Source organism: Nocardia sp. NPDC019219 (assembly GCF_040632645.1).
Taxonomy (GTDB): Bacteria; Actinomycetota; Actinomycetes; order Mycobacteriales; family Mycobacteriaceae; genus Nocardia; species Nocardia sputorum.
This window is the reverse complement of the sequence record NZ_JBEYCG010000008.1, coordinates 121,625-148,331: the sequence shown is the minus strand read 5'-3', so window position 1 is coordinate 148,331 and position 26,707 is coordinate 121,625. Positions and strand designations below refer to the sequence as shown.

Genomic DNA, 26,707 nt, shown 5'->3' with positions numbered 1-26,707 from the left:
CCGGATTCAGCCTTTCCTGACCTCGTCGTAGACGGCGACCGTGCGGGCGGCGATGCGCGACCAGTCGAACTCGGAGATCGCCCGCTGCCTGCCCGCGGCCCCGAGCCGCGCGGCCAGTTCCGGAGCGCCGGCCACCTCGTTCACGGCGGCGGCCAGCCCGTGTTCGTAGTCCGCCGCAGCTCCCGCGTCGTAGTGCACGAGCCGTCCGTTGCGGGCGTCGACCACCTCGGGAATGCCGCCCACGTCGGAGGCGACCACGGCGGTGGCGCAGGCCATCGCCTCCAGGTTGACGATGCCCAGCGGTTCGTACACCGACGGGCACACGAACAGCGACGCGGCGGCAAGGATCTGCCGGATCTGTTCGGTCGGCAGCATCTCGCGCACCCAGAACACGTCACCGCGCCGCTGCCGCAGCTCCTGGACCGCCGCGGTGACCTCCTGCGCCAACTCGGGCGTGTCCGGCGCGCCCGCGCACAGCACGAGCTGGATGCCGGGGTCGAAGTGGCGGGCGGCGGCCAGGAGGTGACCGACACCTTTCTGGCGCGTGATGCGGCCGACGAAGGCGACGATGGGAAGATCCGCGCGCACACCGAGCCGGTCGAGCACCGAGGGCTCGTCACCGGTCACCGGGCCGGGATGCCAGACCGTGCCGTCGATGCCGTTGTGCACCACGTGGACCCGATCCGGATCCACCGCGGGATAGGCGTCGAGCACGTCGCGGCGCATGCCCTCGCTCACGGCGATGACGGCGTCGGCGTGCTCGACGGCGTTGCGCTCCGACCAGGACGACAGCCGGTAGCCGCCGCCGAGCTGCTCGGCCTTCCACGGCCTGCGCGGCTCCAGGGAATGCGCGGTGAGCACGTGCGGGACACCGTAGAGCGTCGCGGCCAGATGCCCGGCCAAGCCGCTGTACCAGGTGTGCGAGTGCACCACGTCGACATCGCCCACCGCGTCGGCCATCCGGAGCTGGGCGGACATCATCTGCAGCGCGGCGTTGGCGGCGTAGAGCGACGGATCCGGTTGATGGACCACGGCGTCGGCGCGGTCGACGCCCATGCAGTGCACGGTCACCTCGCACAAATGACGCAAATGCGCCGTCAGCTGTGTGACGTGCACCCCCGCGCCGCCGTACACCTCGGGGGGATACTCGCGGGTCAGCATCGCGACGCGAAGCCGGTCCCGCTCGTCGGAATCCACCGCCGAACGTCCGCCATCCGTGCCGAAACTCACCGATTCAAACTAGACGTTCAGCTCCGCGGCGGCCACTCACAGGCGTTCCACCCGGTAGTTTGGCAGGTGTGAGGAGCCAGCCGCACGTACTCGGGATCGTGCTCGCCGGTGGCGAGGGCAAGCGACTCTTTCCACTCACGGCCGACCGCGCCAAGCCCGCCGTCCCGTTCGGCGGCGCCTACCGCCTCATCGACTTCGTCCTCAGCAACCTGGTCAACGCGGGCTTCCTGCGGCTGTGCGTACTCACCCAGTACAAGTCGCACTCGCTCGACCGGCACATCTCGCAGACCTGGCGGCTGTCCGGTTTCGCGGGCGAGTACATCACCCCGGTGCCCGCCCAGCAGCGGCTCGGGCCGCGGTGGTACACCGGCAGCGCGGACGCGATCATGCAGTCGCTGAACCTGATCTACGACGAGGACCCGGACTACATCGTGGTTTTCGGGGCGGATCACGTCTACCGCATGGACCCGGAGCAGATGGTGCGCCACCACATCGATTCCGGCGCGGGCGTGACCGTGGCGGGGATCCGGGTGCCGCGCAGCGAGGCGAGCGCGTTCGGCTGCATCGACAGCGACGATTCCGGCCGCATCACGCAGTTCCTGGAGAAACCCGCGCATCCGCCCGGCACCCCGGACGACCCGAACGTCACGTTCGCGTCCATGGGCAACTACGTCTTCACCACCAAAGTGCTGGTGGACTCGATCCGGGCGGACGCGGACAACGCCGACTCCGACCACGACATGGGCGGCGACATCATCCCGGCCCTCGTCGCGTCCGGACAGGCCGGCGTCTACGACTTCGCCGACAACGACGTGCCCGGCGCCACCGACCGCGACCGCGGCTATTGGCGCGATGTCGGGACCATCGACGCGTTCTACGACGCGCACATGGACCTGGTCTCGGTGCACCCGGTGTTCAACCTCTACAACCGTCACTGGCCGATCCGCGGGGCGGCCGAGAACCTGCCTCCCGCGAAGTTCGCGCAGGGCGGGCTGGCGCAGGAATGCATCGTGGGCGCGGGCAGCATCCTGTCCGCCGCGACCGTCCGGAACTCGGTGCTCAGCGCTAACGTCGTGGTCGACGACGGCGCCACCGTGGAAGGATGCGTGCTCATGCCCGGGGTGCGGATCGGGCGCGGCGCGGTGGTGCGGCGCGCGATTCTGGACAAGAACGTGGTCGTCGGCGAGGGCGAGATCATCGGTGTGGACCTGGCGCGCGACCGCACCCGCTTCGCCGTGAGCAACGGCGGGGTTGTCACGGTCGGCAAAGGCGTCTGGGTGTAGTCGCGCGGTACTCAGGGCCCGCCCGGCTCGGGTGCGGGAGAGCCGATGCAGAACGGCGCGCAGGGGCCAGGCGTGCGCGGCACGGTCGTTCTCGAGTCTTTGCCGAAATCGGCGGTGCTCACCAAATAGACCATCAGCACGGCGAACAACAGCACCCCGGCGAAAGCGATCATGGTCCGGCCCCAATGGAGCGGCTTGGGACGACGCTCGTCTTCGTCCCAGAGGAACATCATCATCACCACGTCGCACCCGCTTCCGGATCCACTCGGAACATGCCTACACCAGTATCGGCGATCATCGGCGTTTCGCTGCGCCTTGCGCCGAACCGTGGCTTTTCGGTGGCTTTTTCGCGAGTCGGCCGCCCTCCCTCGGAGGGCGCATGGGCGATGAGAAGTGAGCGCGGCGGCTCGAATTCCGGAAAAACTTCGGCGCCAAGCCTATTCGGCCGGACCGGGAGCCGCTGTCGGCGGCAGGATTACTGCGCGGGCGGGGCGACGTTCTGGGTGCAGAACGGTTCGCAGGGGCCGGGCGGCGGAGTGGTCTTCTCGGGGCCGGTGTCGAAATCGGTGTTGCTCACCACCACCATCACCAGCACGGCGCCCAGGATCACGAACAGCAGGGCCAACATCGTCGGCCGCAACCAACTCGTGCGCCGTTCGGTCACCACATCCCCCATGACCGCTACTTCGATGGGAGTTAATTCACGCATAACTGCTTTCCTCACTGAGTTTCTTTCTCAGCGCATACCCCGGATTCCGGGGTGGAATCAGACTCGCGCGCGAATTCCTAACCCCGTGCGGCGCAGAGCAATCCGTCGCCGACCGGAATCAGCACACAGGTGAGTTCGGGGTTCTCCGCGATGGCGCGGGTCGCGGCGCGCACCGCCTGGGTGGCCGGATCGCGTTGCGCCGGATCGGGTACCCGTCCGCCCAGCAGCGCGTTGTGCAGGAGAATCGCGCCCCCGTCGCGCAGCAGACGCACCGCTTGGGCGACGTACTCGGGATGCTCCAGCGGCGCGGCGTCGATGAAGACCAAGTCGTAGGCGCCGTCGGCCAGCCGGGGCAGCACGTCGAGCGCGCGTCCGTTGATCAGCCGGGTGCGGGCCGGCGGGATGTCGGCGGCGCGGAACGCCTCCTTGGCCGCGCGCTGATGCTCCGGCTCCGAATCGATGGTGGTCAGCGTGCCGTCCTCGCGCATGCCGTCGAGCAGCCACAACCCGCTGATGCCCGCGCCGGTGCCGACCTCGACCACCGCCCGCGCGCCGAGCAGCTGCGCGTACATGCTCAGCAGCGCGCCCACCGAGGGCGGCACGGGTACCACGCCGAGTTCGGTGGCCCGTTCCCGCGCGCTGACGAGGATTTCGTCTTCCACGACGGATTCCTCCACGTAGGCGAGATTCCGCTCCAGATTCGATGCCACGGGTATGAGGCTAACGCCGGGCGGGTGATCTCGGCGTTCCGGACAACACGCGCCGCCCGCCATTTCCGCCGCCGGTTTTCTCAGGTGACCCTCAGGATCTCCATAACCCGGCCATATCAGGACCAGAAAGAGTATGGGCAACGCAAGACCACCGACCGTGTTTACACGGGACGCGGGAACAACGACATACCAGTTGTCGGTTGTATCCCTACGTGACGGTCCGCAGACCCGGGCCGAGCGAGTCCCGACGTTTGCGGTCCCTAGTAGGAGGTAGCCCCATCCACATGGTCGATGCGGCGCGCGAATACGCCACCCTGCCCGAGCAGATCCTGCCGGTCGAAGCCGACTCCGTCGAGGACCCGGCCGAGCTGACCGGTACCGCTGCCTTCGATGCCACCGGTGACCGGTCGGCGATGCCCACGTGGGACGAACTCGTCCGCGAGCACGCCGACCGGGTCTATCGCCTGGCCTACCGCCTGTCCGGCGACGCCCAGGACGCGGAGGACCTGACCCAGGAGACGTTCATCCGGGTCTTCCGTTCGCTGTCGAACTACCAGCCGGGCACCTTCGAGGGGTGGCTGCACCGCATCACGACCAACCTGTTCCTGGACATGGTCCGCCGCCGCAACCGGATCAGGATGGAAGCGCTGCCCGAGGACTACGACCGGGTGCCCGCCGAAGGCCCCGGCCCGGAGCAGGCCTACCACGACGCACGGCTGGATCCGGACCTGCAATCGGCTCTGGATTCGCTCGCGCCGGAGTTCCGCGCGGCCGTGGTCCTGTGTGACATCGAGGGGCTGTCCTATGAGGAGATCGGCGCTACGCTCGGCGTGAAACTGGGCACTGTGCGCAGTCGGATCCACCGTGGACGTCAGGCCCTGCGCGACTACCTTGCGCATAATGGAAGTGAGCAGCGGTTCGCCGCTGACGCGAACATAGGGTGATTCGTCGGACGCCGGCATCGCCCGAACCTCGGTCGATGTCGGTTGAAAGGGTGAGCACCGAATGAGTGGCGACTCCAGCACGTCCGGTCGTCGTCCGCCCCGTTTTCGCCCCACCGAGCATTTGGCGAGTGAGGCGGTCGCGGCGTACGTGGACGGTGAGCTGCGGATGAACGCCTATCTGCGTGCCGCTCAGCATCTCTCGCTGTGTCCCGAGTGCGCGGCGGAGGTCGATGCCCAGCAACAGGCGCGCATCGCGCTGCGGCACGCGGGCCAGGTCGCGATTCCGACGGGGCTGCACGACAGCTTGACCAGAATTCCGCTCGCGGAACTGCCGGGCGCCGCTTCCAGTGGCACAACGCCCTCGTCGGCCTCCGGTCAGTCCGGGCGCAACGAGGCGGTTTTCGGATTTCTCACCGATTCGTTCACCGCGACCCGGTGGACCACGTGGTGGCGCAAGTAGAGTTTTCCGAGTGACCACCGAATCGACGAATTCCGGATCGGCCGACACCTCGGATTCGGCGGCCGACCGCGGGAATCTCCGTCCTCCGGACGCACCCGTGCTCGGTCCGCGCCCGGTCTACCGGCCCCATGTCGACACGCACACCGCGCGCGCCTTCCGCAGGCCGTCCGGCCTCTCCGGTTCGTTCGCCGAGCCGCTGCCGCTCCGTAAGGCGGGTTCGGCGTCGCAATCCGGTCCCGAACTGCAGAATCGTCCGCCCGACGCGGTGCTGGCCGAGGCCTTCGGCCGCCCGGAAGGCTCCAGCGAACTGCTCCAGCGCGACCCCGACGCGGCATCCGGCCCGGCCCCGGTGGCCGGACCGGCCGATCCGTGGCGTGATCCCGAGGCGGTCGCGCGCCTGGGCGCCCCCGCGGTGCCCACACCCAAGCAGCAGACGCTTCCGCAGGCCGCGAAGCTGAGCGCCCGCGAAGTGCTGTTCGGCTCCCGGGTCGCCCCCAAGGCGCTGGCCCTGCTGGCGCTCGTCGCCGTCGTCATCGGCCTGCTCGGCGGGCTGGTCGGGCGATTGACCGCGGAAACCGCCTCGACGCTCACCTCGCGCAAAGTGACCCTGGAGCAGAGCGGTGACGGCACCCGCCCGCACGGCCTCATCGCGCAGGTCGCCAATGCCGTGCTGCCCTCGGTCGTCTCCATCCGGGTCACCGTCGGCGACAACGGCGCCACCGGCTCCGGCGTGGTGATCGACGGCGGCGGCTACGTGGTCACCAACAACCACGTCATCTCGATGGCCGCACAGGACAAGTCCAACCGGTCCGCGATCCAGGTGCAGTTCTCCGACGGCACCCGGGTGCCCGCCCAGATCGTCGGCCGCGACCCGAAGACCGACCTGGCCGTGCTGAAGGTCGATGTGAAGAATCTCACCGTCGCCCAGCTCGGCAAATCCGGCAACGTCCAGGTCGGTGACGACGTGCTGGCCATCGGTTCGCCGCTCGGCCTGAGCAAGACGGTCACCTCCGGCATCGTCAGCGCCCTGCACCGCCCGGTGAAACTGGAGGGCGAGGGCAGCGACACCAAGGCCGTGATCGACGCCGTGCAGACCGACGCGTCGATCAACCCGGGTAACTCCGGCGGCGCGCTGGTGGACATGGACGGCCGGGTCATCGGCATCAACACCGCCATCCGCAGCGAAACGGGCGGCTCGGTCGGCCTCGGCTTCGCTATCCCGGTGGACAAGATGATCGAGGTCGCGCAGACCTTGATCCGGGACGGTGTCATGCACCACCCGACCATCGGCCTCAGCGCGCGCACCAAGCAGGTGGCCAACGAGGTGATGAGCGGCGCGGCGGTGGCGGACGTCGTGGCGGGCGGTCCCGCGGCACGCGCCGGAATCGTGGAGGGCGACGTGATCGTGAAGGTCGGCGATCGCGAAGTCACCGGTCCCGACGAACTGGTCGTCGCGGTCCAGTCGCGCAAGATCGGCGAAACGGTGAACGTGCAGTTGATCCGCGATGGCAGGCAGGTGGACGTGCCGGTGACCCTGGAATCCGACTGAACCGCAGGTCGGATCGCCAGGTAGCCTGGTTACGTGTTCAGCAACATCGGCTGGAGCGAGATGGTCATCCTGCTCGTCGCCGCCCTCGTCATCCTCGGCCCGGAGCGCTTGCCCGGTGCCGTGCGCTGGACCACGCGCAGCCTGCGACAGGTGCGCGATTACGCGAGTGGCGCCACCTCGCAGCTGCGGGAGGAGCTCGGGCCGGAGTTCGAGGACCTGCGCAAGCCGCTGGCCGACCTGAACGAACTGCGCGGCATGACCCCACGGGCGATGGTGACCAAACACCTTCTCAACGGCGACGATTCACTGCTCCGGAATTTGGACAGCGCGCTGCCCGATCCGAAGGACCTGTACAGCACGAACAGCGGGATGCCGGACTATCCGATGCCCAAGCTGGATAAGCCGTTGGACCGCAACGAACGTCCCCCGATCGACACCGACGCCACCTGAGCCGTCAAGAAGACTAGACGCATAGAGCTGTTCAGCTGTCTAGACTTCGCACATGTCGGCCGATGACGTGGCGCGCGTGTTCGCGATCGAGGACAAGGTCGAGCGACTGAAAGCGGCCACCGACGGGGTGGCGGCGGCCCAGCAGACCATCAACGAACTGACCAGGATTCGGCGTGCCGTGATCCGGGAGCTCCATGCCGAAGGCTGGACGTTCGCGAGAATCGGTGCGGCGGCGGGCCTTTCCCGCGCCCGCATCCACCAGGTGAGTACCCAGGGACCAGCGCCGGAAGGACTGTTCTTCGGGCACGGTTCGCTCACCGTGCTCGTCCCCGAGGTGCGCGCCGGACGGGTGATCGGCGCGCCCGATCCCGCGGCGCCGCAGCGCTTGGCCGAGCTCCTACGCGAACTCGGCTTCAATGTGGCGGTCGAGCATTTCCTACCGGGCCGCCCGATCGACCTGCGGCGGGACGGCCTGATCGTGCTCGGCGGCCCGGAACTGTCGCCCAGTCTGCGTCAGCTGGTCGCCGCCGATCCGCGATTGCGCCGCGCGGTGGCGAGAATGGGTGACGCGCGCCGGGGAATCGAGGACCGGGCGGCCCGGCGGGTGTACCGGCCGGGCGGACCCGAACCGCACGACATCGCTTATCTGGGCAGGCTTCCCCGGCCCGACGGGCGGGGCAGCGTGTTGATGATCGATGGCATGCATCCGCCCGGCTCGCTCGGCGCGATCCGGCTGCTCGCCACCCGGTTGGCCACGCTGCACGAGCGGGCGAGCAATCATCTGTTCTCGGTGCTGATCGCCTGTCGCTTCGACCGTGCCACGGGCGAACCCCTGGAGGCCGAACTGCTCACGCCGGTCTACCGGCACGACCCCGAAAACAGGTCTCCGGCAACGGGTGTGCGCCGCTGAGCCTCGGGTCATACGAGGGGGCCCGCAAGCGCGGCATCGGATCGCGTGACGCGACGAACAACCGGTTTCCCGTGCGGCGGGGGCAACGCGAAGCCGGTGGCTCAGCGTTTCACCTCGTTCGCAGCCTGGACCCTCGGGTCCATTCGCCCTATCCGGCAGCGGGATTCGACCGCCCGCGTTCGAGTGCTCATGGGCGCGTCGGTTGCACGGGGGCAATAAGATTCAGCAAACGATCGGACACCGTAAGAAGAGAGTGTACCGGCGAGAGGTAGCGCAGCGCGTATCGCGTGAACCGTCCAACGGGAAGCCACCTCCCCGGCCAATCAACCTGATCACAACGGATCCCCAGCGTCAGTCGCGCGGCCATATGCCTATGTGTCTCAGATCACCACACCTCGCGCAAGCGCGTTCATACATAGATGATTGAATAGCTGGACGATAACCGCATGTGATAGGTGAACTCTGATGCGTGATCGAAGGTCGATGTCTGCGAGTTCCGTGTCCCTTCTCTCCGTGTTCCGGCACCGGCCGCACGGCCGCGTGGCCCGGACCGGTAACCCGGCAGTGACCACCCACCGGGTGACCTACAGCGACCGCTTGCGCGTCTTCGTCGGCCGCGGCGAGGCCATCGACAGCTTTCTGCGCCCGCTTGGCAGGCTGGACGGCTTCCACCGCTACTCGGTGAACATGACCCGACTCGCCGAGCCGATGCGGCCCGCCGACATCGACCCGGCGCTCAGCTCCGCACCCGGTCGGGAGTATTTGCAGTGCACCGGCTCGGCGGACGCGCTGACCCTGGAGGTGCGCACCGCCGTCGACGGCAGGCCGCACCGCTTCACCGTGGGCCTGCGCGGCGACCGGCTCGGCCCGCCCGAGGTCGACGTGCCGGTCCCGTCCTGCGTGCCCACCCCGCGCGTCTATCCGGACGAGCTGTTCACCGCCGAGCAGGCGGCCGAGATCTTCACGGCGTATTTCGAGACCGACGCCGTCCCGTCCCATCTACAACTCCGCGAAACGGACGCGTGAGGTGTCCGGCAAGGAGGAAATCGTGAATCCGCTATTGCTCATCGGCGGCGCCGTCCTGGCGCTGGGTCTGCTCGGACTGCTCCTCAGCGTGCTGCTGCGGCCCGCGGGATCGAAGGCTCACCTGACCGTCGCCGACCTGCAGGCCCGGCTCGCCGACGAAGAATCGGCCACCTCGTCCGAGGCGGACGACGAACCGAAGCCGGACGAGCCGGAAGCCGACGGCACCGAGGCGGCGGATTCCGCGGGTTCGGACGTCGAGCACCCCCACCCCGAGAGCGACGACACCCGGGACGAGGACGGAACCGAACGTGGCGCGGCCCCTGCGTCGTCGTTGCCGCGCCGAATAGCGTTCAAATAACTAGGCTGACGGTACGGCGGAATCCGCCCATCGTCTCGGGCCCGATGCGCTGCGGCCGGACCCCCTCGGGAAAGGACCGGTTCCGGTGCGCGCGATACTCGGGCAATTGCTCACCCTGCTGCCGCACGGACCGGTCGCCCTGGCCCGCGTGGTGGACACGACCGGCCCCGGGCCCAGGGAACCCGGAGCGGCGATGATCGTCACCGAGTCCGGCGACGTCCACGGCTCGCTGTCCGGCGGGTGCGTCGAGGCCGCCGTCGTCGCGTCCGCGCGGGAAGTGCTGGACGGCGGCGACGCGGTGACCGATCGGTTCGGGTACGCCGACTCCGACGGGCCCGCGGTGGGCTTGACCTGTGGCGGCGAAATCGAAGTGTTCGTCGAGCGCGTCTCGGGCGAACGGCTCCCACTGCTCGCGGCGTTACGGCAGCGGATCCAGGAAGGCTCTCCCGTCGCTGTGGCGACCACACTGGACGTCGCACCCGAATGGAAGCTGCTCACCCCCGGCGATGGTGAAGCTTGGCACGGCGTCGACCGCGACGCGCGGGCGCTGCTCGACGCGGGCCGCTGCGGTGTGGTGGGCGCCGACGAATGCGCGGCGCACGGTTCACCGCGACCCCGCACGTTCGTCCAGGTCTTCGCCGCCCCGGCGCGGATGATCCTGGCGGGCGCGAACGATTTCGTGCGTGCGCTCAGCCGCACCGGCCGTTCGCTCGGCTACCGGGTGACCGTCGTGGACGCCCGCGAGACCTTCGCCACCCCCGCCCGGTTCCCCGCCGCCCACGAGGTCGTCGTGGATTGGCCGCACCGGTATCTGGCCGAGGAGCAGCGGTCGGGCCGGATCGACCAGCGCACCGTCGTCTGCGTGCTCACCCATGACGCCAAATTCGACGTGCCCGCCTTGCTGACGGCGCTGTCGTGCCCGCGCATCGGCTTCATCGGAGCCCTCGGATCACGCCGGACGCACGCCGAGCGCGTCGAGCGACTGCGGGCCGCCGGCGTCACCGACGACCAGCTCGGCCGACTGCGCAGTCCGGTCGGGCTCGACCTCGACGCGCGGACGCCGGACGAGACGGCCATCTCCATCGCCGCGCAGATCCTGGCCGAGCGCGGCGGCGCTTCCGGTCTCCCGCTCGACCGTACCGACGGCCCCATTCACCGCTGATTGCTAGAAGTTATCCTGCCAAGCGGATTGGACCATCGACCGACGGGAATACCCGCCAACAGAGCCGCACATCCGGCGGCAGCACCTAGTTTTCCCCTTGCACGGCGTGCTACCGCGGCCCACACTTGATTTGCCGAAAATTAACTATGAGTAGGTGACGGTGCGTTCGCGCTTCGGCCCCGCCACGCTCTGCCCGGCCCGTACCACCGAGAGGAGAAAGCGCCGTGACCGCCACCCAGATCGCCGTCCTCTGCTCGCTCGCCGGCGCGGCGAGCCTGGTCGCCACCATCGGGTTGCTGTATGGACCGGCGAACCGGAGACGCCGGGTCGGCGTCGCCCAGCAAGCGCTCGTGGAGCGGATGCCCGCGCCCCTGCTGCCGACCTGCCCGATCGGCAGGCCACAGCACGTACCGATCGAGCCGCTGACCGTGGCGGAGGCCCACGAACTCATGCAGCGCCACCGGATCTGCGAACCCTCCGAGTGCGTCTACAAGTACGCGGCCTTCCGCACACTTATCGAAGCGGGCTACATGCGCGACCCGCATCCGGAAGGGGCCTGACCGAAGCCGCGCACCGGCGGTTCAGGCCGCCGCGCACGCGGGCCGCAGCGTGCTCATCGGCGGGCGGTCCACCAGGGACACCTCGGTGCGGTGAGCGGTGAACTCGTCGCCGATCAAGGGGAACTGGGTCAGCGCCGCACCGGAGTCCTGGATGCCGCTGCGGCCGAGTACGGTGCCGAGGATCTGGCGGCTCATCACCCCGAGGTCGGCCAGCGGCCGGTTGCGATGCGTGCGCACGCCCAGATTGACCTGGGCGATCGCGGACATGCCGAGCCGGTCGTAGGTGTCCAGCAGCAGCCCGATCTCCACGCCGTAGCCCGGCGCGAACGGCACCGAGGTGAGCAGCTCGCGGGTGCCCGCGTACTCGCCGCCGAGCGGCTGCAACACCTGCGAGAGCTCCGGCCGCAGCGCGGCCAGCAGGGGACGGGCGACCAGTTCGGTGACCCGGCCGCCGCCGTGCGCGTCCACCGCGCCGCCCTGCCGCAGCGGCCTGCGGTAGTAGGCCTTGGCCAGATGCATGTCATCGACCGTGAGCAGCGGCCCGAGCAATTTCGGCACGAAGGCGGGATCCGGGTCGATCAGGTCGGAGTCGACGAAGGCGATCAGATCGCCGCTGGTCACCGCGAGTGAGCGCCACAGCACCTCGCCCTTGCCGGGGACCGGTTCCAGCTCCGGCACCGCCTGCTCGCGACTGATCACTTCGGCGCCCGCGGCGCGCGCCCGCTCCGCGGTGGCGTCGGTGGATCCGGAGTCGAGGACGATCAGCTCGTCGACCAACGTCCCGAGCAGCGGCCGGATACTGGCCACCACATCGGCCACGGTCCGTTCCTCGTTCAGCGCGGGCAGCACCACCGACACGGTGCGCCCGGCTTTGGCGGCGACGAGTTCGTCCACTCGCCAGTTCGGGGTGTCCCAGGTATTGGTCGTCGCCCAGGCGGGCTCACGGTGTTGAAATGTCATGCCAGACCTCGCAAGGTTCGTGCGGGGGGCCGGATGCCCTGGATCGCGGCGATCATGTCCACGACCCGCCGGGTCGCGGCGACTTCGTGGACACGGAAGACTCTGGCGCCTGCCGCCGCCGACCACGCTGTCGCCGCCAATGTGCCCTCCAGCCGTTCGGAAAGACCGACACCTAGAGTCTCCCCGATGAAATCCTTGTTGCTCAGCGCCATCAAGACTGGCCATCCGGTTTTTACAAGAACGTCGACTCCGCGCAACAGTTCGAGACCGTGATAAGTGTTCTTGCCGAAATCGTGGGTCGGATCGATCAGAATCGAATCCCGCCGCACCCCGGCCGCGAGGGCGTTCTCCGCGGCACGCACCAGGGTGTCGGTGACTTCGCCCACCACGTCGGCGTAGCGGACGCGATGCGGTCTGGTGCGCGGCACCGCGCCACCGGTATGACTGCACACCACACCCGCGCCGTGCGCGGCGGCCACCGAGACGAGTGCGGGATCGGCGCCGGCCCAGGTGTCGTTGATCAGATCCGCCCCCTCGCCTACCGCCGCCCGCGCCACCTCCGAACGCCACGTGTCGATGCTGATCAGTAGCTCCGGGTACTTCGCGCGAATGGCCGCCACGAACGGCACCACTCGGCGCGCCTCCTCGGCCGCGTCCACCGCATCGCCCGGACCGGCTTTCACGCCGCCGATGTCGACGAGGTCGGCGCCCTCGTCCACCGCGCGCGCCACCGCGTCCATGGCCGCCGCGTCGGTGAAGGTGGCGCCGCGGTCGTAGAACGAGTCGGGCGTGCGATTCACGATCGCCATGACCAGCGCTCGATCCGTCGCCACCGGCCGACCGCACAGCGTGGGAAGCGGCGCCGCGGTCGAGCTGAACATGTCGCTCTCCCGCCTCTCCGCGAATTCAGGCCCTACAGATCAGGAGACGGGGATTTGCGTCGGCTTCCCGCATCTCCTAATTCCCAGACCGTACCAGTCCGGTCACGCGGGATCAGCGCGCAGTCCGGCGCCGGAATCTTTCAGCGGATGGTCCGTCAGCTCTTCGGCGCACGTCCCGCGGCCACGTCGGCGGCATAGTCGTCGTAGGCGGGGACGTAGCCCTCGGTGCGGCCCGCGAGTACATACAGCGTGCTGTCGGGGTCCGGGGTGTAGCCCTGCTTGCGCAGTTCGACCTTGCGGCTCTTGAACGTCGAGGTCTGTTCCAGTTCGTGGACGATGCGAATGAACAGCGGAACGGCATACCCGGGCAACTGCTCGTAGGCCAGCTTCGCCACCGCCGTCCCGTCGAATTCCGCGCCCGGACGCAGCGTCACCGCGGCCATGCCCGCCTTACCGTCGGTGCCGGGGATGTCCACGCCGTAGACCACCGCTTGGGCAACCGACTCCGCCTTGCTCAGCGCGCCCTCCACCTCCGTGGTCGCCACGTTCTCCCCCTTCCAGCGGAACGTGTCGCCGAGCCGGTCCACGAATGCGATGTGATGCCAGCCCTGCTCACGGACCAGATCGCCGGTGTCGAACCAGACGTCCCCGCGCTGGAAGCCGTCGCGCACCAGCTTGGCCTCGGAGGCGGCCTTGTCGGTGTAACCGTCGAACGGCGAGCGGTCGGTCACCTTGGCCAGCAGGAGCCCGACGCCGCCGGTGCCGACCCGGCGCAGGCGTCCGTTCTTGTCACGCTTGGCCTTTCCGGTCTCCTCGTCGTACTCCACGACGGCATACGGCAGCGGACCGAAGCCGGCCGTGCGATCCACGCCGAAGGCGTTGACGAACGCGATGTTCGCCTCGCTCGCACCGTAGAACTCCACGATCCGCTCGATGCCGAACCGGGACTTGAACTCGTCCCACAGTTCCGGCCGCAGCCCGTTGCCGACGGCGAGCCGGACCGCGTGCTGCCGGTCGGTCGGCTTGGCCGGCTGGTTGACCAGGTAGCGGCACAATTCGCCGATGTAGATGAACGCCGTCGCCTGCTCGCGGATGACCTCGTCCCAGAACCGGGACGCGGAGAAGGCCCGGCCGAGGGCGAGCGTGCCGCCGGAGGCCAGGACCGCGGACAACGCGACGGTGAGCGCGTTGTTGTGGTACAGCGGCAGGCAGCAATACAGGGTGTCGTTGCCGCGCAGGCGGATTCCGAGGCCGCCCAGTCCGGCCATGCTCTTGGTCCAGCGCAGATGGGTCATCACACTGGCCTTCGGCAATCCGGTGGTGCCGGAGGTGAAGATGAGGAAAGCCCGCTCGCGCGCGGTGACTTCCGCGCAGCTCGGCGGATCGGCGTCGTCGGCGTCGCGGGCCGCCCGATCGAGTTCGTCGGCGGCGAGGACGTTGGCAGGCGGCTCGGGCAGCGAGCCGACCGCGTCGGAGCATTCGGCGCCGACCACGTTGAGCACGCTGTCGAGCAAGCCCAGGCTGTGCGCCAGCACTTGGTCGCGCTGATGGTGATTGAGCAGGCCCACGGTGGCCCCGAGCTTGACCGTCGCCAGCACGACGAACAGCGTCTCCGGCCGGTTGGTCATCAGCACGCCCACCACGTCGCCGCGCCGCACCCCGCGCTCCGCCAGCACGCTCGCATACCGGTTCACCTGAGCGTTGGCCGCCCCGTAGGTGTAGGTCGCGCCCTCGAAGCGCAGGAACAAGCGCTCCGGGTGCCGGTGGGCGTTGCGCTGGAAGTACAACCCCACGGAGCTTTTGGCATCCGGCGTCACCAACATGCTCAGGGCATTGCGAAGCATGCCGGGAGCGTCCAGGGCCATCGCGGGCAGGTTACGGGCGAGGTCGAACAAACTCACCGTCGAGCGGGCGTCGGTGCTCACGTCTTCAGCTCTCCTCACTGGGTCGGCGGCGCCTCCAGTGCCGCGAAGGCGGACGGGAGATCGGTCACCACGGTAATGCGGGACAAGGCTGTCTGGGGCACGAACTTCCGCTCGTACAACTCGTCCAGCCAGGAGAACAAACCACGGAAGAAGCCGTTGGGATCCAGCACAACGACAGGTTTCTCGTGCTGTCCCAGATAGCCGCCGGTCCAGGTCTCGAAGAACTCCTCCAGCGTGCCGATGCCGCCGGGCAGGGTGAGGAACGCGTCGGCGCGGTCCTCCATGACCTGCTTGCGCTGGCGCATCGTGTCGGTGACGACCAGCTCGTCGGCGTCGACGTCGGCGACCTCCCGGTGCACCAGGTGCTTCGGGATCACGCCGATGGTGTTCGCACCGCCCGCGCGCGCCGCCGTGGCGACCGCGCCCATCATCGAGACGTGCCCGCCGCCGGACACCAGCTGCCAACCGCGCCGGGCGATCTCGGTGCCCACCCGGGCGGCCAGCGAGAGGTAGTCCTGGTCGGTCGTGCTCGCCGAGCAATACACGCAGACGGCGAACGGCCGATCGCTCACCACTGATCCTCCGTCCCGATCGCGTCCTCGGCGCCGCCCGCCTCCGCGGCGGCCTGGATGATGTGCACGACCTCCTCCACGCTGTCGGTCACATGCAGCAGGCCGAGGTCGCCAGGAGAGATCTTGCCGGAGCCGCCGAGCGAATCGCGCAACCAATCGACCAGCCCGGACCAGTACCTGGTACCGAACAGGATGATCGGGAATCGGGTGATCTTGTGCGTCTGCACCAGCGTCAGCGCCTCGAACAGCTCGTCGAGCGTGCCGAAACCGCCGGGCAGGCAGATGAACGCCTGCGAGTACTTCACGAACATCGTCTTGCGGACGAAGAAGTACCGGAAATTGATGCCCAGATCCACCCAGTCGTTGAGGCTCTGCTCGAACGGCAGCTCGATACCGAGGCCGATCGAGTAGCCGCCCGCCTCGCAGGCGCCCCGGTTGGCCGCCTCCATCGCCCCTGGACCGCCGCCGGTGATGACCGCGAAACCCGCCCGCGCCAGCGCGGCGCCGATGGCGCGCCCGGCCTGGTACTCCGGATGGTCGGTGGACGTGCGCGCGGAACCGAAGACGGTCACCGCGCGCGGCACTTCGGCCAGCGCGCCGAAGCCCTCGACGAACTCGGCTTGGATCCGCAGCACGCGCCACGGATCGGTGTGCACCCAGTCGGTGTCGCCGCGCTTGTCCAGCAAGTTCCGGTCGGCGGTGCTCACACCGTCCGCGCGATCGCGGCGAAACATGATCGGCCCGCGGAACTTCGGTGTCGACTTCGGCTTGTGGGTGACCTCACGGTCCGCGGCGTCGGTGGACATGCGTTCCACGCTACCGCCCGGCAAGAGGGACTCACGGGCTGGATGGGAGAAGTCGTCCGACGTTCAGCCAGGGGAAGGAAGGGCGAGACGCAGTCGCGATTGAGCGGATGCCGCGATCTCGACGAACGAGCCGACGGCGCGGAGTGGTCTGGATCCGGCCGCATCGCATCCGGCGACCTTGCCCCGCGCGCATCCGCGCCGCTCAGTCCGGAGTGCCGCTCAGGTAGCTGCGCAGCATGGCGGTGACGGCGGTGATCTGGTCCACGGGAACGTGCTCGTCACGCTTGTGCGCGAGGTTGGGATCGCCGGGCCCGAAGTTGACGGCGGGAATGCCGCGGGCCGCGAAACGCGAGACGTCGGTCCAGCCGTACTTCGCGCGCACGCCACCGCCGCCGTGGCTGCGCACCGAGGCGATGAGGTCCTTGGCGGCCGGAGCCGTCAGCCCGGGCAGCGCGCCCGGCGCCGAGTCGATCACCTCGAAGGACAGCTCGAGCCCGGCGAAGACCTCGCGCACGTGCTCCACGGCCTGGTCGATGGTGCGGTCGGGAGCGAAACGGAAGTTGACCTCCAACTCGGCCGCATCCGGTACCACGTTGCCCGCCACGCCGCCCTCGATCCGGACCGCGGACAGGCCCTCGCGATAGACGCAGCCGTCGATGTCCACTTCCCGGGCACGGTAGTCGGCCAGCCGCTGCAGCATCGGAGCCAGCCGATGAATCGCGTTGTCGCCCAGCCAGGCCCGCGCCGAGTGCGCGCGCACGCCCGCGGTGCGCAGCCCGATGCGCAGCACGCCTTGGCAACCGGCCTCGATCCAGCCCGCGGACGGTTCGCCGAGCACGGCGAGGTCGCCGGTGAGCCAGTCGGGCAGATCGCGCTCGATGTGCCCGAGGCCGTTGAACTCGGCGGCGATCTCCTCGCCGTCGTAGAAGATCAGGGTCAGGTCGTGCACCGGGTCGGCGATCGTCGCGGCCAGGTGCAGGAAGACCGCGTCGCCGGACTTCATGTCCACCGAGCCGCAGCCGTAGAGGACCCGCTCACCCGCCGCGCCGACCTCGAACCGGCCGGGCACGTTGTCGGCGATGGGCACGGTGTCCAGGTGCCCGGCCAGGATCACCCGGGTCGGCAGCCCGCGGTGGGTGCGGGCCAGCACCACGTTCCCGTGCCGCAGGATCTCGAATCCCGTCGTCTGCTCCCGCAGCGCCCGCTCCACCACGTCGGTGATGGCCGCCTCGTCGCGCGAGACGCTCGGGATGTCGACGAGTGCGGCGGTCAGTGTGATCGGGTCGGCATGCAGGTCGATGGTCACGCGCTTCACCCTACGACCGCTGCTTCCCGCAGGCCGGTACCGGTGTGCCGCGGCGGCGTCCACCGACCGGTACCGGCATGCCACAGGGGCGTCCACCCTGCTGAAGTGGCGCAGGCCGGAGAGGTGATCGCGGTCTCCGGAGCAGCCGCACCGTTGCCCGGCGCGGGTCGGTAACCTCTAGGCCGTGAGCATCCAGGGAGCAGCAGCAATCGGCATCGCCAACGTGACCGCGGACGGGACCGTGCTGGACACGTGGTACCCGAACCCGCAGCTCGGCGAGTTCGCCGAGACCGGCACCAAGCGCCTGGACGACGCGCCCGCCGAGTACGAGGCGCTGCTCGGCTTCGACGACGCGCGCGGGGTCGACGTGATCGCGGTGCACACCACGATCGCCGACCTGTCCGCCGCCCCGGTCGACGCGCACGACGTCTACCTGCGGCTGCACCTGCTCTCGCACCGCCTGGTCAAGCCGCACGAGGTGAGCCTGGACGGCCAGTTCGGCCTGCTGACCAACGTGGTGTGGACCAACCACGGCCCCGCCGCGGTGGACGGCTTCGAGGCCACCCGCGCGAAGCTGCGCGCCCGTGGCCCGGTCACGGTGTACAGCGTGGACAAGTTCCCGCGCATGGTCGACTACGTGCTGCCCTCCGGCGTGCGCATCGGCGACGCCGACCGGGTCCGGCTCGGCGCGCACCTGGCCTCCGGCACCACCGTCATGCACGAAGGCTTCGTGAACTTCAACGCGGGCACGCTCGGCGCGTCCATGGTCGAGGGCCGCATCTCCGCGGGCGTCGTGGTGGGCGACGGCTCCGACGTCGGCGGTGGCGCGTCCACCATGGGCACCCTGTCCGGCGGCGGCACGACGGTCATCTCCATCGGCGAGCGGTCCCTGCTCGGCGCGAACTCCGGCCTGGGCATCCCCCTCGGCAACGACTGCGTGGTGGAAGCGGGCCTCTACCTCACCGCGGGCACCAAGGTCACCACCCCGGACGGCACCCTGGTCAAGGCGGCCGAACTCGCCGGACGCGACAACCTCCTGTTCCGCCGCAACTCCACCACCGGCGCCGTCGAGGTCGTCCCCCGCAAGGGCACCGGCATCGAACTCAACGCCGACCTCCACGCCAACGACTAGAGCTTCCGCGAGCGGCACGTGGTGGAGAGGTCTCGTACGCAACCATGTGCAACTCGCGAAGTTTTGGGCACTGACCGGATGCCGGTGACGGCCCGTCAGAGCGCATCGACGAGGACGACTTGGATGATTATCTGGATCAACAGCGGGCCGGTTTCGATCAAGTTGTAGAAGATCGTCACGCCGCCGATGTCCCACTCGTACGCGTCCGGTATCTCGTCGCCATCGGCACGAAACGGGATGGCCCCTTTCGCAAGCGGCAGCGGATCGTCCAAGAGGTCGAGCAATGCCAAGCGCACCTTGAAGCGCAATTGCTCCGGCAGTTCGTATATCTGTTGCTCGGCTCGCGGACCGACTTCGATGAGGACCCTACGGCCGGTCAAAGACGTCCGTCCGCAGCAGATCATCCCGAGTCAAGGTGCGAAAGGCGTCCGGGTCGGCCTCGAACTGGGCTATTCCCTCGCGCATCTGCGCCGCAATCGCGTTGCGCGTCCGTTCTTGGCGAAGACGACGAAGTTCCTCACGCGCCTTTTTGAGCTGCTGGTACTCGCTCAGGCTGACGATGACTTCGACGACACCGTCTGGTCCGGTGATCACACGATGCGGGTCGCCGGCAGGCAGAGGACTCGCGGGGGGCATTGCCCGATCATAGGTGATATGCCTTCGAGGCGGCCTCTGCCGATTCGCATCCGATCGGACTTCGGCAGGATGGGTGAATCAGGTGCGGGCGGGTTGTTGGTCGGTGAGGCCGAAGGCGATGACTCGGTGGGGGTGGATGCGGATCATTTCGCGGGAGACGCCGGAGATGTAGGGGTCGACGTCGGTGAGCGCTTCGGCGGTGCCGCGGATCTCCAGGCAGCGGACGCGCCACGGCTGGACCGAGGCGATGTCGTCGACGACGAACGCGACGTGGTCGTTGGTGGCGAGGTTGCGGAATTTCCGGGAGGCGCCCATGTTCCAACCCGCGATGTCGATGGTGCCGAGGTCGGGGTTGTAGCGGAAGCCGACCGGGTTGTTCTGCGGGGTGCCGTCGGGGCGCACGGTGGCCAGCCTGCCCAGGCGCTGGGTGTGCAGGTAGTCGATCTGTTCGGACGTCAGGGTGGAAGTCATGCGCCGACCGTAGAACCTCTACCTAGCTCGAGGTCAATCCCGCGGTCAGCTCAGCTTCTTCTTCTGCACCTTGCCCATGGCGTTGCGCGGCAGCGCGTCGACCACCCGGATCTCGCGCGGGCGTTTGTGCACCGAAAGCTCTCCCGCCACATGGTCGATCAGCTCGCGCTCGGTCGCGGGGCCGCGCAGTACGACGAAGGCGGTGATGCGCTGGCCGAGGTCGTCGTCGGGCAGGCCGACCACCGCGGCCTCCGCGACCGCGGGATGACCGAGCAGCACCGTCTCGACCTCGCCCGCGCCCACCCGATAGCCGCCGGACTTGATCAGATCGACCGATTCCCGGCCGACGATGCGGTGGAAGCCCTCCTCGTCGATGACGGCGACGTCGCCGGTCCGGAACCACCCGTCGGCGGTCCAGGTCTGCGCGGTGTCCTCCCGGCGGTTCAGATAGCCGTCGAAGAGCATGGGCCCGGAGACCTGGAGGCCGCCGATGCTCTCGCCGTCGTGCGGGACCGGCGCGCCGGACTCGTCGCGCAGCCGGGTGCGCACGCCGCGCACCGGCGTGCCGACCCAGCCCGGCCTGCGCTCGCCGTCGGCCCGGGTGGACAGCGTGATCATGGTCTCGCTCATGCCGTAACGCTCGACCGGCGCGTGCCCGGTCAGCTCGCGCAGTCGTTCGAACACCGGCACGGGAAGCGGCGCGCTCCCGGAGACCAGCAACCGCGCGTCGGCCAACTGCTTCGCCGAGTCCGGGTCCTCGACCACCCGAGACCAGACGGTCGGCACCCCGAAGTACAGCGAACCCTTGGCCGCCGCGTACGCCTGCGGTGTCGGCTTGCCGGTGTGGATCAGCGGACTGCCCACGCGCAGCGGGCCCAGCAGACCGAGGATCAGACCGTGCACGTGGAACAGCGGAAGCCCGTGTACCAGAGTGTCGTTCGCGGTCCACGCCCATGCCTCGGCGAGTGCGTCCAGACCTGCGGCGATCGCGCCCCGCCTGAGCAGCACGCCCTTGGGCAAGCCCGTGGTACCGGAGGTGTACAGCACGAAAGCCGTGGCGGCGGGGTCGGGTTCGGGATAGGTGTGCCACGACCTGGCATGCCGCCGCACCGGCACGACGGGCAGGTCGGCGCCCTCCGGCGCCTTGCCCAGCCATGCTTGGGCGCCCGAGTCGGCGAGGATGTGCGCCCGCTCCGCGGTGCCGGAGTCCGGGGGCACCGGCACGATCGTGACGCCCGCGATCAGGCAGCCGACCACCGCGAGCACGGTCTCCACGGTCGGCTCGGCCAGCACCGCGACCCGCTCCGCGCGCGCGACGCGTTCGGCCACCGAAGTGGCCGCGCCCAGCAGGTCGCTGCGCGAGAGGGTGGTCCCGTCGATGGTGACGGCGTCGGGGATGTCCGCTCCGCCTGCGACGGCGAGCGGGTTCAGGGAGCTGAGCAGCAGCGGCGGACCGAACGGCATTCGCTCACGCTACTTGCCGGGTCCGCGGCGAAGCAGCGGCGTCCCGCCCGAACCGAGCCCGAATGTGACGGTTGACACTCCCGCTGACGTGGTGAGACCGTTGTCGCATAGCTCTCTCAGTACTGCGAGGTCGACGATGACCAGGCCACTTCCCGCGACGCATCGCCCCGAACCGCCGGACTCCTTCGACATCGGGCAGTACATCGACGGCGTCGCCGGCCTGTTCGGGGGCGTGGCCAATGTCATCATGCAGCTGAGCACTCCCCCGGTCGGCTACGGCGTGCTGGAAAGTACGGTGCACAGCGGAAACGTCATGGTGCATCCGGTCAAACGGCTGCGCACCACCCTGACCTACCTCGCCGTGGCGATGCTCGGCACCGACGAGGAGCGCGCCGCCTACCGCGAAGCGGTGAACGTCTCGCATCGCCCGGTCCGATCGACCGCGTCGAGTCCGGTGCGCTACAACGCCTTCGACCCAGCGCTGCAATTGTGGGTCGCGGCCTGCCTGCATTGGGGCGCGCGGGATCTATACGAGCGGATGCACGGCCCGATGGACGAGGCCGCAGCCGACGCGTTCTACCACCTCAGCGCCCGGCTCGGCACCACCCTCCAGATGCCCGAAACGATGTGGCCCGCCGACCGTCGCGCCTTCGAGGAGTACTGGACCGCGAATCTCGCGAAGACCAGCATCGACCCCGCGATCCACGCCTACTTCGACGACCTCATCGATCTGCGCATGCTCCCGCGACCGGCGCAACTGGCGCTCGGGCGCTTGCACCGCTTTTTCGTGACCGGCCTACTGCCCCCGCATCTGCGCGAGGAGATGGGCATGACCTGGACCGAACACGACGAGCGCGTACTCGGCCGCATCCTGCACGCGGTCGGGGCGACCCAGTCCCGGCTCCCACGGCCGGTCCGCACCTTTCCCCTCAACGCCTACCTCCTCGATATGCGCGTGCGGCGTCTGCTCGGCCTGCGCCTGGTGTGAGCGAACGCGACGCGCGTCGTTTCGCTGAGCAATCACTGGGCAATCGGATCTCATCCATCCGATCGACGGACCACGGCCGCCATGAGCCAGGAGGAGAAGATGCGCTGTCGAATGGCGACGACCACCCTCGTCGCGGGAGCGTTCCTGGCACTGTCCGCGCCGGTCGCCTGTGCGGAACCCACGGCTGATACCGAGGTAGCCGCCGTTCCGCCGCGCACGTCCCTCTCGGTCCGCACCCCTTTCGGCATCGGCTGGGGCACGGCGAACGAACACGAGCCGCGCGCGAGCCTGTCGCTGGCCAAACTCTTCCTGGCCGATTACGCCTTGCGCCACGGCGACGGCTCGCCGGAGGATCGGGCGCTGGGTGAGCAAATGATCCGCTACTCCGACGACGGAGCGGCGACCGTGATGGAGGCCAAGTATCCCCAGGCCATCGCCGCCATCGCCGCCGAATACGGCCTGCACGAAACCGTGCCCGGGCCGAACTGGGGCGCCGGGGCCACCAGCGCCGCTGACGTGTCGGACTTCCTCGCCGCCAAACTGCGCACGGACCCGGGATCGCCGATCTTCGAATGGATGGCCGCGGCGGGATCGACAGCCCAGGACGGCACCGAACAGGACTGGGGCACCGCCCGGTGGCCGTTCGTGCAGGGCACCAAGTGGGGCTGGTCGGATCTCGGGGAGCCGGAGGTGGCCTCGGCGTCCTATGGCCCCGGTTTCGCGGTGACCGCGCAGACCCGCGGCACGGCGGCAGAGCAGACCGCGGACGTCATGGCCGCGCTCGGGGCGATGATCCTGGGATTCGCCCCGCACCGCTGAGAGCTTGGTTCAGCGCACCCGGAACGACACCACGACGTGGTCGCGCGCGAACTGCCGTATCGACGCGTCGTCACCGAGCGGGATGACGGTCTGCGGCGTCAGCGCCAACGACAGCGCGGTACGAGCGATCATCTCGGCCAAGGGCTCCGGATCGTATTCCGGCAGTTTGCCTTCCCGCTGCAAGCGCGTGATGAACTCGGCGAGGTAATCGCGGCCGAGTTCGATGACCGGGGCGCCCTGGGTGGTGAGGTAGGGCAGCACCAATTCGGGCTCGGTGGCCAGCAGCCGGTGGATCAGCTGATTTCCGCGCAGCCCGTTGATGAACGCGGCGAACAGTTCGACGATCTGGTCCTCCGCGCTCGCGTTCCGGTCCACCTGGCGCTGGAGCGCGGCGTCGACCTCCTCGATGAAATCGCGGGTCTGCCGCAGGCCGACGGCCTTGATCAGATCGGACTTGCTCGCGAAGCGGCGGTAGAGCGTGGCCAGGGACAATCCGCCGCGCCGCGCGACCTCCACCATGCTGGTGCGCTTGATACCGAAGTCGAGGAACGCCAGCAGCGCCGCGTCCAATACCCGCGCCTGGTTGCGATCCTCGGGGGCAGCGCTGCGCACCAGCGGCAGCAGTCTGGTCAGCCTGGCCATAGCTCAACCCTATCCGCGATAGCGAAACGATGACACTTTCAGCATCGCATACCATCAGCGCGGTATCACGCCGTTGACAGTGTTGCGAGTCGATGAGAAAGTTAGGGCACAATCTTCTCATCGACCGATTCTCTGGGATCGGGCGGACAGGAAAGACGAGGTCGACGATGACCGCGCCGCTGCGCACCGCCGAACACGAGCCGGACCCGAGCCCGATTCTCACCCCGGAGACCGTCACGGAGTACGTGGACGGCATCGCCGCCTTCCTCGGCGGCGCCGCCAACGTCATCATGCAGCTGAGTCTGCGCCCGGTCGGCCGTGGCGTCCTGGAGAGCACCGTCGACAGCGGCAAGGTCACCCTGCATCCGATCAAGCGGCTGCGCACCACGCTGACCTACATAGCCGTCGCGCTGCTGGGATCCGACGCCGAACGCGACGCCTACCGCGAGGCCGTCAACGTGTCGCACCGGTCGGTGCGCTCCACGGCGACGAGCCCGGTGAAGTACAACGCCTTCGACCCGAACCTGCAACTGTGGGTCGCCGCCTGCCTGTACTGGGGCATCGATGACCTCTACACCCGCATGCACGGCCCGATGGACCCCACCACCGCCGACGCCTTCTACGCCTACGCCGCGCGGCTGGGCACCACCTTGCAGATGCGGCCGGAGATGTGGCCTGCCGATCGCGCGTCGTTCCAGCGGTACTGGGACGAGAACCTGAAGTTGCGCGGGATCGAGCCGGAGCTGCGGGACTACTTCGACGGGCTGATCGATCTGAAGATGATGCCGCGCCCGGTGCAGGTGGTCTTCGCCGGACTGCAGCGCTTCATCGTCACCGGGCTGCTTCCACAGCACCTGCGCAACGAGATGGGCATGACCTGGACCGACCGCGACCAGCGTCGCTTGGATCGGCTGCTGCGCGCCATCGGGGCGGTGCACCGGCGACTGCCGAAATCGGCCCGGATGTTCCCGCTCAACGCCTACCACTTCGACCTGCGCAGGCGGCTGCGGCACGGCAAGCCGCTGGTCTAGTCACCCCATGTGCGGGTAGCGGTACTCGACCGGCGGCACGAAGGTCTCCTTGATCGTTCGCGGCGCGACCCAGCGCAAGAGGTTCAACGGCGAACCCGCTTTGTCGTCGGTGCCGGAGGCGCGTGCCCCGCCGAACGGCTGCTGCCCCACCACCGCGCCCGTGGGCTTGTCGTTGACGTAGAAGTTGCCCGCCGCGAATCGCAGTGCGGCGTCGGCCTCTTCGATCGCGTACCGGTCCTGCGCGAACACCGCGCCGGTCAGCGCGTACGGCGCCGCCGCCTCGACTTCGGCCAGTATCGCGCTATAGGCGCCAGGTTCGCTGTCGTCGTAGACATACACCGACAGAATCGGCCCGAAGTATTCGGTGGAGAACGATTCGTCGTGTGGATTGTCGACCAGGAAAACGGTCGGCCGAACGAACCAGCCCTCGCTGTCGTCGTAGGTGCCGCCGACCGGGACGGTGACGCCCGCGTCGACAGCGCGCCGGATGGCCGCAACGTTCTTGTCGTAGGCGCGCCGATCGATCAGGGCCCCACCGAAATTCGACAGATCAGCGACGTCGCCGTAACTCAGTTCGCCGGTATCGTGCAGGAACTCGTCGCCCATCGCGCGCCAGACCGACCGCGCGATGTAGGCGCGCGAGGCCGCCGAGCACTTCTGGCCCTGATACTCGTAGGCCCCGCGAATCAAGGCGGTGCGCAGCGCGGCAGGGTCGGCCGAGGAGTGCGCGACGATGAAGTCCTTGCCGCCGGTCTCCCCGACCAGGCGCGGATAGCCGTGATACCGACCGACATTCGCGCCGACCTGCTGCCAGAGATACTGGAACGTCTTGGTGGAACCGGTGAAATGGATACCGGCCAGCCGTGGATCGGCCAACGCCACCTCCGACAGCTGCACCCCGTCACCAGTGACCATGTTGATCACACCGGGCGGCAGGCCCGCCGCCTCCAGCAACCGCATCGTGTGGAAGGCCGACAGCGTCTGCGTCGGCGAGGGCTTCCACACCACGGTGTTGCCCATCAACGCGGGCGCGGTCGGCAGATTGCCGGCGATCGCGGTGAAGTTGAAGGGCGTGATGGCGTAGACGAATCCTTCCAGCGGCCGATAGTCCATCCGGTTCCACACTCCGGCGCTGGACTGCGGCTGTTGTTCCAAAATTCCCCGCGCGAACGCGACATTGAAGCGCCAGAAGTCGACCAGCTCGCACGGCGCGTCGATCTCGGCCTGCTGAGCCGATTTCGACTGCCCGAGCATGGTGGCCGCCGCGACGGTCTCCCGCCACGGCCCGGCCAGCAGGTCAGCGGCCCGCAGCAGTACCGCGGCGCGCTCCTCGAACGGCAGGGCCCGCCATCCCGGGGCGGCCGTCATCGCGGCGTCGATGGCCGCGTGCGCTTCCGAATGCGTGGTGTCGGTGTAGGTCCCCAGCACGTGCCGACGCCGGTGCGGTGCGACGATGTCGTGCCGTTCACCGATGCCGGGGCGGTGCTTGCCGCCGATCACCAGCGGCACCTCGACGGGCTCGGCGGACAATGCAGCGAGTTTGCCAAGCAATAGCTCCCGCTCCGGGCTACCCGGCGCGTAGGAGTGCACCGGTTCGTTGCCGGGCGTGGGGACAACCGTGACAGCGTCCATACCTCAGGCTAGCTCGCGGGCGCGGGCGCGCACGGGTGCCGACACACCCGGAATCAGGGGGACCGCCGATCGAGCGAGGTCGCTGACGTCG

Annotated in this window: 30 protein-coding genes; 14 read left to right on the top strand and 16 right to left on the bottom strand. The window is 68.8% G+C overall.

All coding sequences use genetic code 11. The annotated features are described in order from the left end of the window. Window positions 1–6 precede the first annotated feature (6 nt). Window positions 7–1,161 carry a glycogen synthase gene (gene glgA, locus ABZ552_RS17240; RefSeq protein ID WP_281880764.1) on the bottom strand — a complete coding sequence of 385 codons (1,155 nt, stop codon included), beginning with the start codon at window positions 1,159–1,161 and terminating at the stop codon, window positions 7–9. Between the two features lie 137 nt (window positions 1,162–1,298). Here glgA and glgC point away from each other — a divergent pair, with 137 nt between their 5' ends. Beyond that, window positions 1,299–2,513, top strand: coding sequence for a glucose-1-phosphate adenylyltransferase (gene glgC / locus ABZ552_RS17235; protein ID WP_281877774.1), 1,215 nt, complete (start codon window positions 1,299–1,301; stop codon window positions 2,511–2,513). 11 nt (window positions 2,514–2,524) lie between these two features. Here the strand turns inward: glgC and ABZ552_RS17230 are convergent, their stop codons facing one another. The 3 genes from ABZ552_RS17230 to ABZ552_RS17220 all read right to left on the bottom strand — a co-directional run bounded on the left by ABZ552_RS17230 (window position 2,525) and on the right by ABZ552_RS17220 (window position 3,938). After that, window positions 2,525–2,755, bottom strand: coding sequence for a hypothetical protein (locus ABZ552_RS17230; protein ID WP_281877773.1), 231 nt, complete (start codon window positions 2,753–2,755; stop codon window positions 2,525–2,527). 233 nt (window positions 2,756–2,988) lie between these two features. Next, entirely contained in the window at window positions 2,989–3,222 is a 234-nt protein-coding gene (locus ABZ552_RS17225; RefSeq protein ID WP_159848390.1) for a hypothetical protein, read from the bottom strand. Between the two features lie 77 nt (window positions 3,223–3,299). Beyond that, on the bottom strand, window positions 3,300–3,938 hold the full coding sequence (locus tag ABZ552_RS17220) for an O-methyltransferase (RefSeq protein ID WP_281880763.1): 639 nt from the start codon (window positions 3,936–3,938) through the stop codon (window positions 3,300–3,302). Window positions 3,939–4,216: 278 nt separating this feature from the next. Between ABZ552_RS17220 and sigE the strand changes: the two genes are divergently transcribed. The 9 genes from sigE to ABZ552_RS17175 all read left to right on the top strand — a co-directional run bounded on the left by sigE (window position 4,217) and on the right by ABZ552_RS17175 (window position 11,351). Continuing rightward, a complete protein-coding gene (gene sigE, locus ABZ552_RS17215; RefSeq protein WP_281877772.1) occupies window positions 4,217–4,876 on the top strand; it encodes an RNA polymerase sigma factor SigE in 660 nt (219 codons plus the stop codon). A gap of 61 nt (window positions 4,877–4,937) precedes the next feature. Further along, complete coding sequence (locus tag ABZ552_RS17210) at window positions 4,938–5,336, top strand: hypothetical protein (RefSeq protein WP_281877771.1); 399 nt, start codon at window positions 4,938–4,940, stop codon at window positions 5,334–5,336. A 10-nt stretch (window positions 5,337–5,346) separates the two neighbouring features. Further along, complete coding sequence (locus ABZ552_RS17205; protein ID WP_357438188.1) at window positions 5,347–6,885, top strand: trypsin-like peptidase domain-containing protein; 1,539 nt, start codon at window positions 5,347–5,349, stop codon at window positions 6,883–6,885. 33 nt (window positions 6,886–6,918) lie between these two features. After that, complete coding sequence (gene tatB, locus ABZ552_RS17200; RefSeq protein ID WP_159848381.1) at window positions 6,919–7,335, top strand: Sec-independent protein translocase protein TatB; 417 nt, start codon at window positions 6,919–6,921, stop codon at window positions 7,333–7,335. A gap of 52 nt (window positions 7,336–7,387) precedes the next feature. After that, window positions 7,388–8,245: a hypothetical protein gene (locus ABZ552_RS17195; protein WP_281877768.1), complete on the top strand. Its 858-nt coding sequence runs from the start codon at window positions 7,388–7,390 to the stop codon at window positions 8,243–8,245. A gap of 498 nt (window positions 8,246–8,743) precedes the next feature. Then, a complete protein-coding gene (locus tag ABZ552_RS17190; protein WP_281877767.1) occupies window positions 8,744–9,271 on the top strand; it encodes a hypothetical protein in 528 nt (175 codons plus the stop codon). Between the two features lie 22 nt (window positions 9,272–9,293). Beyond that, entirely contained in the window at window positions 9,294–9,629 is a 336-nt protein-coding gene (locus ABZ552_RS17185; RefSeq protein WP_281877766.1) for a hypothetical protein, read from the top strand. 85 nt (window positions 9,630–9,714) lie between these two features. Next, window positions 9,715–10,791, top strand: a complete 1,077-nt coding sequence (locus ABZ552_RS17180) for an XdhC/CoxI family protein (RefSeq protein WP_357438183.1) — start codon at window positions 9,715–9,717, stop codon at window positions 10,789–10,791. A gap of 224 nt (window positions 10,792–11,015) precedes the next feature. Continuing rightward, window positions 11,016–11,351, top strand: a complete 336-nt coding sequence (locus ABZ552_RS17175) for a hypothetical protein (protein WP_281877763.1) — start codon at window positions 11,016–11,018, stop codon at window positions 11,349–11,351. Window positions 11,352–11,372: 21 nt separating this feature from the next. On the opposite strand, the gene ABZ552_RS17170 is transcribed toward ABZ552_RS17175, so the two are convergent. From ABZ552_RS17170 to dapE, 6 genes are all read right to left on the bottom strand, one after another. Beyond that, entirely contained in the window at window positions 11,373–12,311 is a 939-nt protein-coding gene (locus ABZ552_RS17170) for a glucosyl-3-phosphoglycerate synthase (protein WP_281877761.1), read from the bottom strand. After that, window positions 12,308–13,192, bottom strand: a complete 885-nt coding sequence (folP, locus tag ABZ552_RS17165) for a dihydropteroate synthase (protein WP_281877759.1) — start codon at window positions 13,190–13,192, stop codon at window positions 12,308–12,310. The genes ABZ552_RS17170 and folP overlap by 4 nt, the downstream gene beginning before the upstream one ends. A 155-nt stretch (window positions 13,193–13,347) precedes the next feature. Beyond that, window positions 13,348–15,117, bottom strand: a complete 1,770-nt coding sequence (locus ABZ552_RS17160; RefSeq protein ID WP_357438178.1) for a long-chain-acyl-CoA synthetase — start codon at window positions 15,115–15,117, stop codon at window positions 13,348–13,350. Between the two features lie 14 nt (window positions 15,118–15,131). Then, complete coding sequence (locus ABZ552_RS17155) at window positions 15,132–15,689, bottom strand: TIGR00730 family Rossman fold protein (protein WP_157115066.1); 558 nt, start codon at window positions 15,687–15,689, stop codon at window positions 15,132–15,134. After that, the gene (locus ABZ552_RS17150; protein ID WP_281877756.1) at window positions 15,686–16,495 is read right to left on the bottom strand and encodes a TIGR00730 family Rossman fold protein; all 810 of its coding nucleotides are present in this window, start codon (window positions 16,493–16,495) and stop codon (window positions 15,686–15,688) included. The genes ABZ552_RS17155 and ABZ552_RS17150 overlap by 4 nt, the downstream gene beginning before the upstream one ends. A gap of 202 nt (window positions 16,496–16,697) precedes the next feature. Next, the gene (dapE, locus tag ABZ552_RS17145; protein WP_281877755.1) at window positions 16,698–17,801 is read right to left on the bottom strand and encodes a succinyl-diaminopimelate desuccinylase; all 1,104 of its coding nucleotides are present in this window, start codon (window positions 17,799–17,801) and stop codon (window positions 16,698–16,700) included. A 184-nt stretch (window positions 17,802–17,985) separates the two neighbouring features. Here dapE and dapD point away from each other — a divergent pair, with 184 nt between their 5' ends. Next, window positions 17,986–18,933: a 2,3,4,5-tetrahydropyridine-2,6-dicarboxylate N-succinyltransferase gene (gene dapD / locus ABZ552_RS17140; protein ID WP_357438173.1), complete on the top strand. Its 948-nt coding sequence runs from the start codon at window positions 17,986–17,988 to the stop codon at window positions 18,931–18,933. A gap of 95 nt (window positions 18,934–19,028) precedes the next feature. On the opposite strand, the gene ABZ552_RS17135 is transcribed toward dapD, so the two are convergent. The 4 genes from ABZ552_RS17135 to ABZ552_RS17120 all read right to left on the bottom strand — a co-directional run bounded on the left by ABZ552_RS17135 (window position 19,029) and on the right by ABZ552_RS17120 (window position 21,504). Then, entirely contained in the window at window positions 19,029–19,313 is a 285-nt protein-coding gene (locus ABZ552_RS17135) for a hypothetical protein (RefSeq protein ID WP_357438170.1), read from the bottom strand. Further along, the gene (locus ABZ552_RS17130; protein WP_357438167.1) at window positions 19,300–19,569 is read right to left on the bottom strand and encodes a hypothetical protein; all 270 of its coding nucleotides are present in this window, start codon (window positions 19,567–19,569) and stop codon (window positions 19,300–19,302) included. The genes ABZ552_RS17135 and ABZ552_RS17130 overlap by 14 nt, the downstream gene beginning before the upstream one ends. Before the next feature lie 78 nt (window positions 19,570–19,647). Then, window positions 19,648–20,040, bottom strand: coding sequence for a PPOX class F420-dependent oxidoreductase (locus tag ABZ552_RS17125; RefSeq protein WP_357438164.1), 393 nt, complete (start codon window positions 20,038–20,040; stop codon window positions 19,648–19,650). Between the two features lie 45 nt (window positions 20,041–20,085). Next, window positions 20,086–21,504, bottom strand: coding sequence for an acyl-CoA synthetase (locus ABZ552_RS17120; protein WP_357438161.1), 1,419 nt, complete (start codon window positions 21,502–21,504; stop codon window positions 20,086–20,088). A gap of 136 nt (window positions 21,505–21,640) precedes the next feature. On the opposite strand from ABZ552_RS17120, the gene ABZ552_RS17115 reads away from it, so the two are divergent. Both ABZ552_RS17115 and ABZ552_RS17110 read left to right on the top strand, forming a co-directional pair. Continuing rightward, window positions 21,641–22,492 (top strand): oxygenase MpaB family protein, encoded by an 852-nt coding sequence (locus ABZ552_RS17115; protein WP_281877750.1) that lies wholly within the window; start codon window positions 21,641–21,643, stop codon window positions 22,490–22,492. Between the two features lie 111 nt (window positions 22,493–22,603). Continuing rightward, entirely contained in the window at window positions 22,604–23,311 is a 708-nt protein-coding gene (locus ABZ552_RS17110) for a hypothetical protein (RefSeq protein ID WP_357438158.1), read from the top strand. 9 nt (window positions 23,312–23,320) lie between these two features. Here ABZ552_RS17110 and ABZ552_RS17105 read toward each other — a convergent pair whose 3' ends face one another. Next, on the bottom strand, window positions 23,321–23,953 hold the full coding sequence (locus tag ABZ552_RS17105) for a TetR/AcrR family transcriptional regulator (RefSeq protein WP_281877748.1): 633 nt from the start codon (window positions 23,951–23,953) through the stop codon (window positions 23,321–23,323). A 167-nt stretch (window positions 23,954–24,120) separates the two neighbouring features. On the opposite strand from ABZ552_RS17105, the gene ABZ552_RS17100 reads away from it, so the two are divergent. After that, a complete protein-coding gene (locus ABZ552_RS17100) occupies window positions 24,121–24,984 on the top strand; it encodes an oxygenase MpaB family protein (RefSeq protein ID WP_281877747.1) in 864 nt (287 codons plus the stop codon). Here ABZ552_RS17100 and pruA read toward each other — a convergent pair whose 3' ends face one another. Further along, window positions 24,985–26,616 (bottom strand): L-glutamate gamma-semialdehyde dehydrogenase, encoded by a 1,632-nt coding sequence (pruA, locus tag ABZ552_RS17095; RefSeq protein ID WP_357438155.1) that lies wholly within the window; start codon window positions 26,614–26,616, stop codon window positions 24,985–24,987. Between the last annotated feature and the right edge of the window lie 91 nt (window positions 26,617–26,707).

Bases quoted from the DNA above. Each gene is read 5' to 3' on its own strand.
- glgA (WP_281880764.1), bottom strand. From the start codon at position 1,161: ATGCTGACCCGCGAGTATCCCCCCGAGGTGTACGGCGGCGCGGGGGTG.
- ABZ552_RS17225 (WP_159848390.1), bottom strand. From the start codon at position 3,222: ATGCGTGAATTAACTCCCATCGAAGTAGCGGTCATGGGGGATGTGGTG.
- sigE (WP_281877772.1), top strand. From the start codon at position 4,217: ATGGTCGATGCGGCGCGCGAATACGCCACCCTGCCCGAGCAGATCCTG.
- ABZ552_RS17210 (WP_281877771.1), top strand. From the start codon at position 4,938: ATGAGTGGCGACTCCAGCACGTCCGGTCGTCGTCCGCCCCGTTTTCGC.
- ABZ552_RS17195 (WP_281877768.1), top strand. From the start codon at position 7,388: ATGTCGGCCGATGACGTGGCGCGCGTGTTCGCGATCGAGGACAAGGTC.
- ABZ552_RS17170 (WP_281877761.1), bottom strand. From the start codon at position 12,311: ATGACATTTCAACACCGTGAGCCCGCCTGGGCGACGACCAATACCTGG.
- folP (WP_281877759.1), bottom strand. From the start codon at position 13,192: ATGTTCAGCTCGACCGCGGCGCCGCTTCCCACGCTGTGCGGTCGGCCG.
- ABZ552_RS17150 (WP_281877756.1), bottom strand. From the start codon at position 16,495: ATGTCCACCGACGCCGCGGACCGTGAGGTCACCCACAAGCCGAAGTCG.
- ABZ552_RS17130 (WP_357438167.1), bottom strand. From the start codon at position 19,569: ATGCCCCCCGCGAGTCCTCTGCCTGCCGGCGACCCGCATCGTGTGATC.
- ABZ552_RS17125 (WP_357438164.1), bottom strand. From the start codon at position 20,040: ATGACTTCCACCCTGACGTCCGAACAGATCGACTACCTGCACACCCAG.
- ABZ552_RS17120 (WP_357438161.1), bottom strand. From the start codon at position 21,504: ATGCCGTTCGGTCCGCCGCTGCTGCTCAGCTCCCTGAACCCGCTCGCC.
- ABZ552_RS17115 (WP_281877750.1), top strand. From the start codon at position 21,641: ATGACCAGGCCACTTCCCGCGACGCATCGCCCCGAACCGCCGGACTCC.
- ABZ552_RS17110 (WP_357438158.1), top strand. From the start codon at position 22,604: ATGGCGACGACCACCCTCGTCGCGGGAGCGTTCCTGGCACTGTCCGCG.
- ABZ552_RS17105 (WP_281877748.1), bottom strand. From the start codon at position 23,953: ATGGCCAGGCTGACCAGACTGCTGCCGCTGGTGCGCAGCGCTGCCCCC.
- ABZ552_RS17100 (WP_281877747.1), top strand. From the start codon at position 24,121: ATGACCGCGCCGCTGCGCACCGCCGAACACGAGCCGGACCCGAGCCCG.
- pruA (WP_357438155.1), bottom strand. From the start codon at position 26,616: ATGGACGCTGTCACGGTTGTCCCCACGCCCGGCAACGAACCGGTGCAC.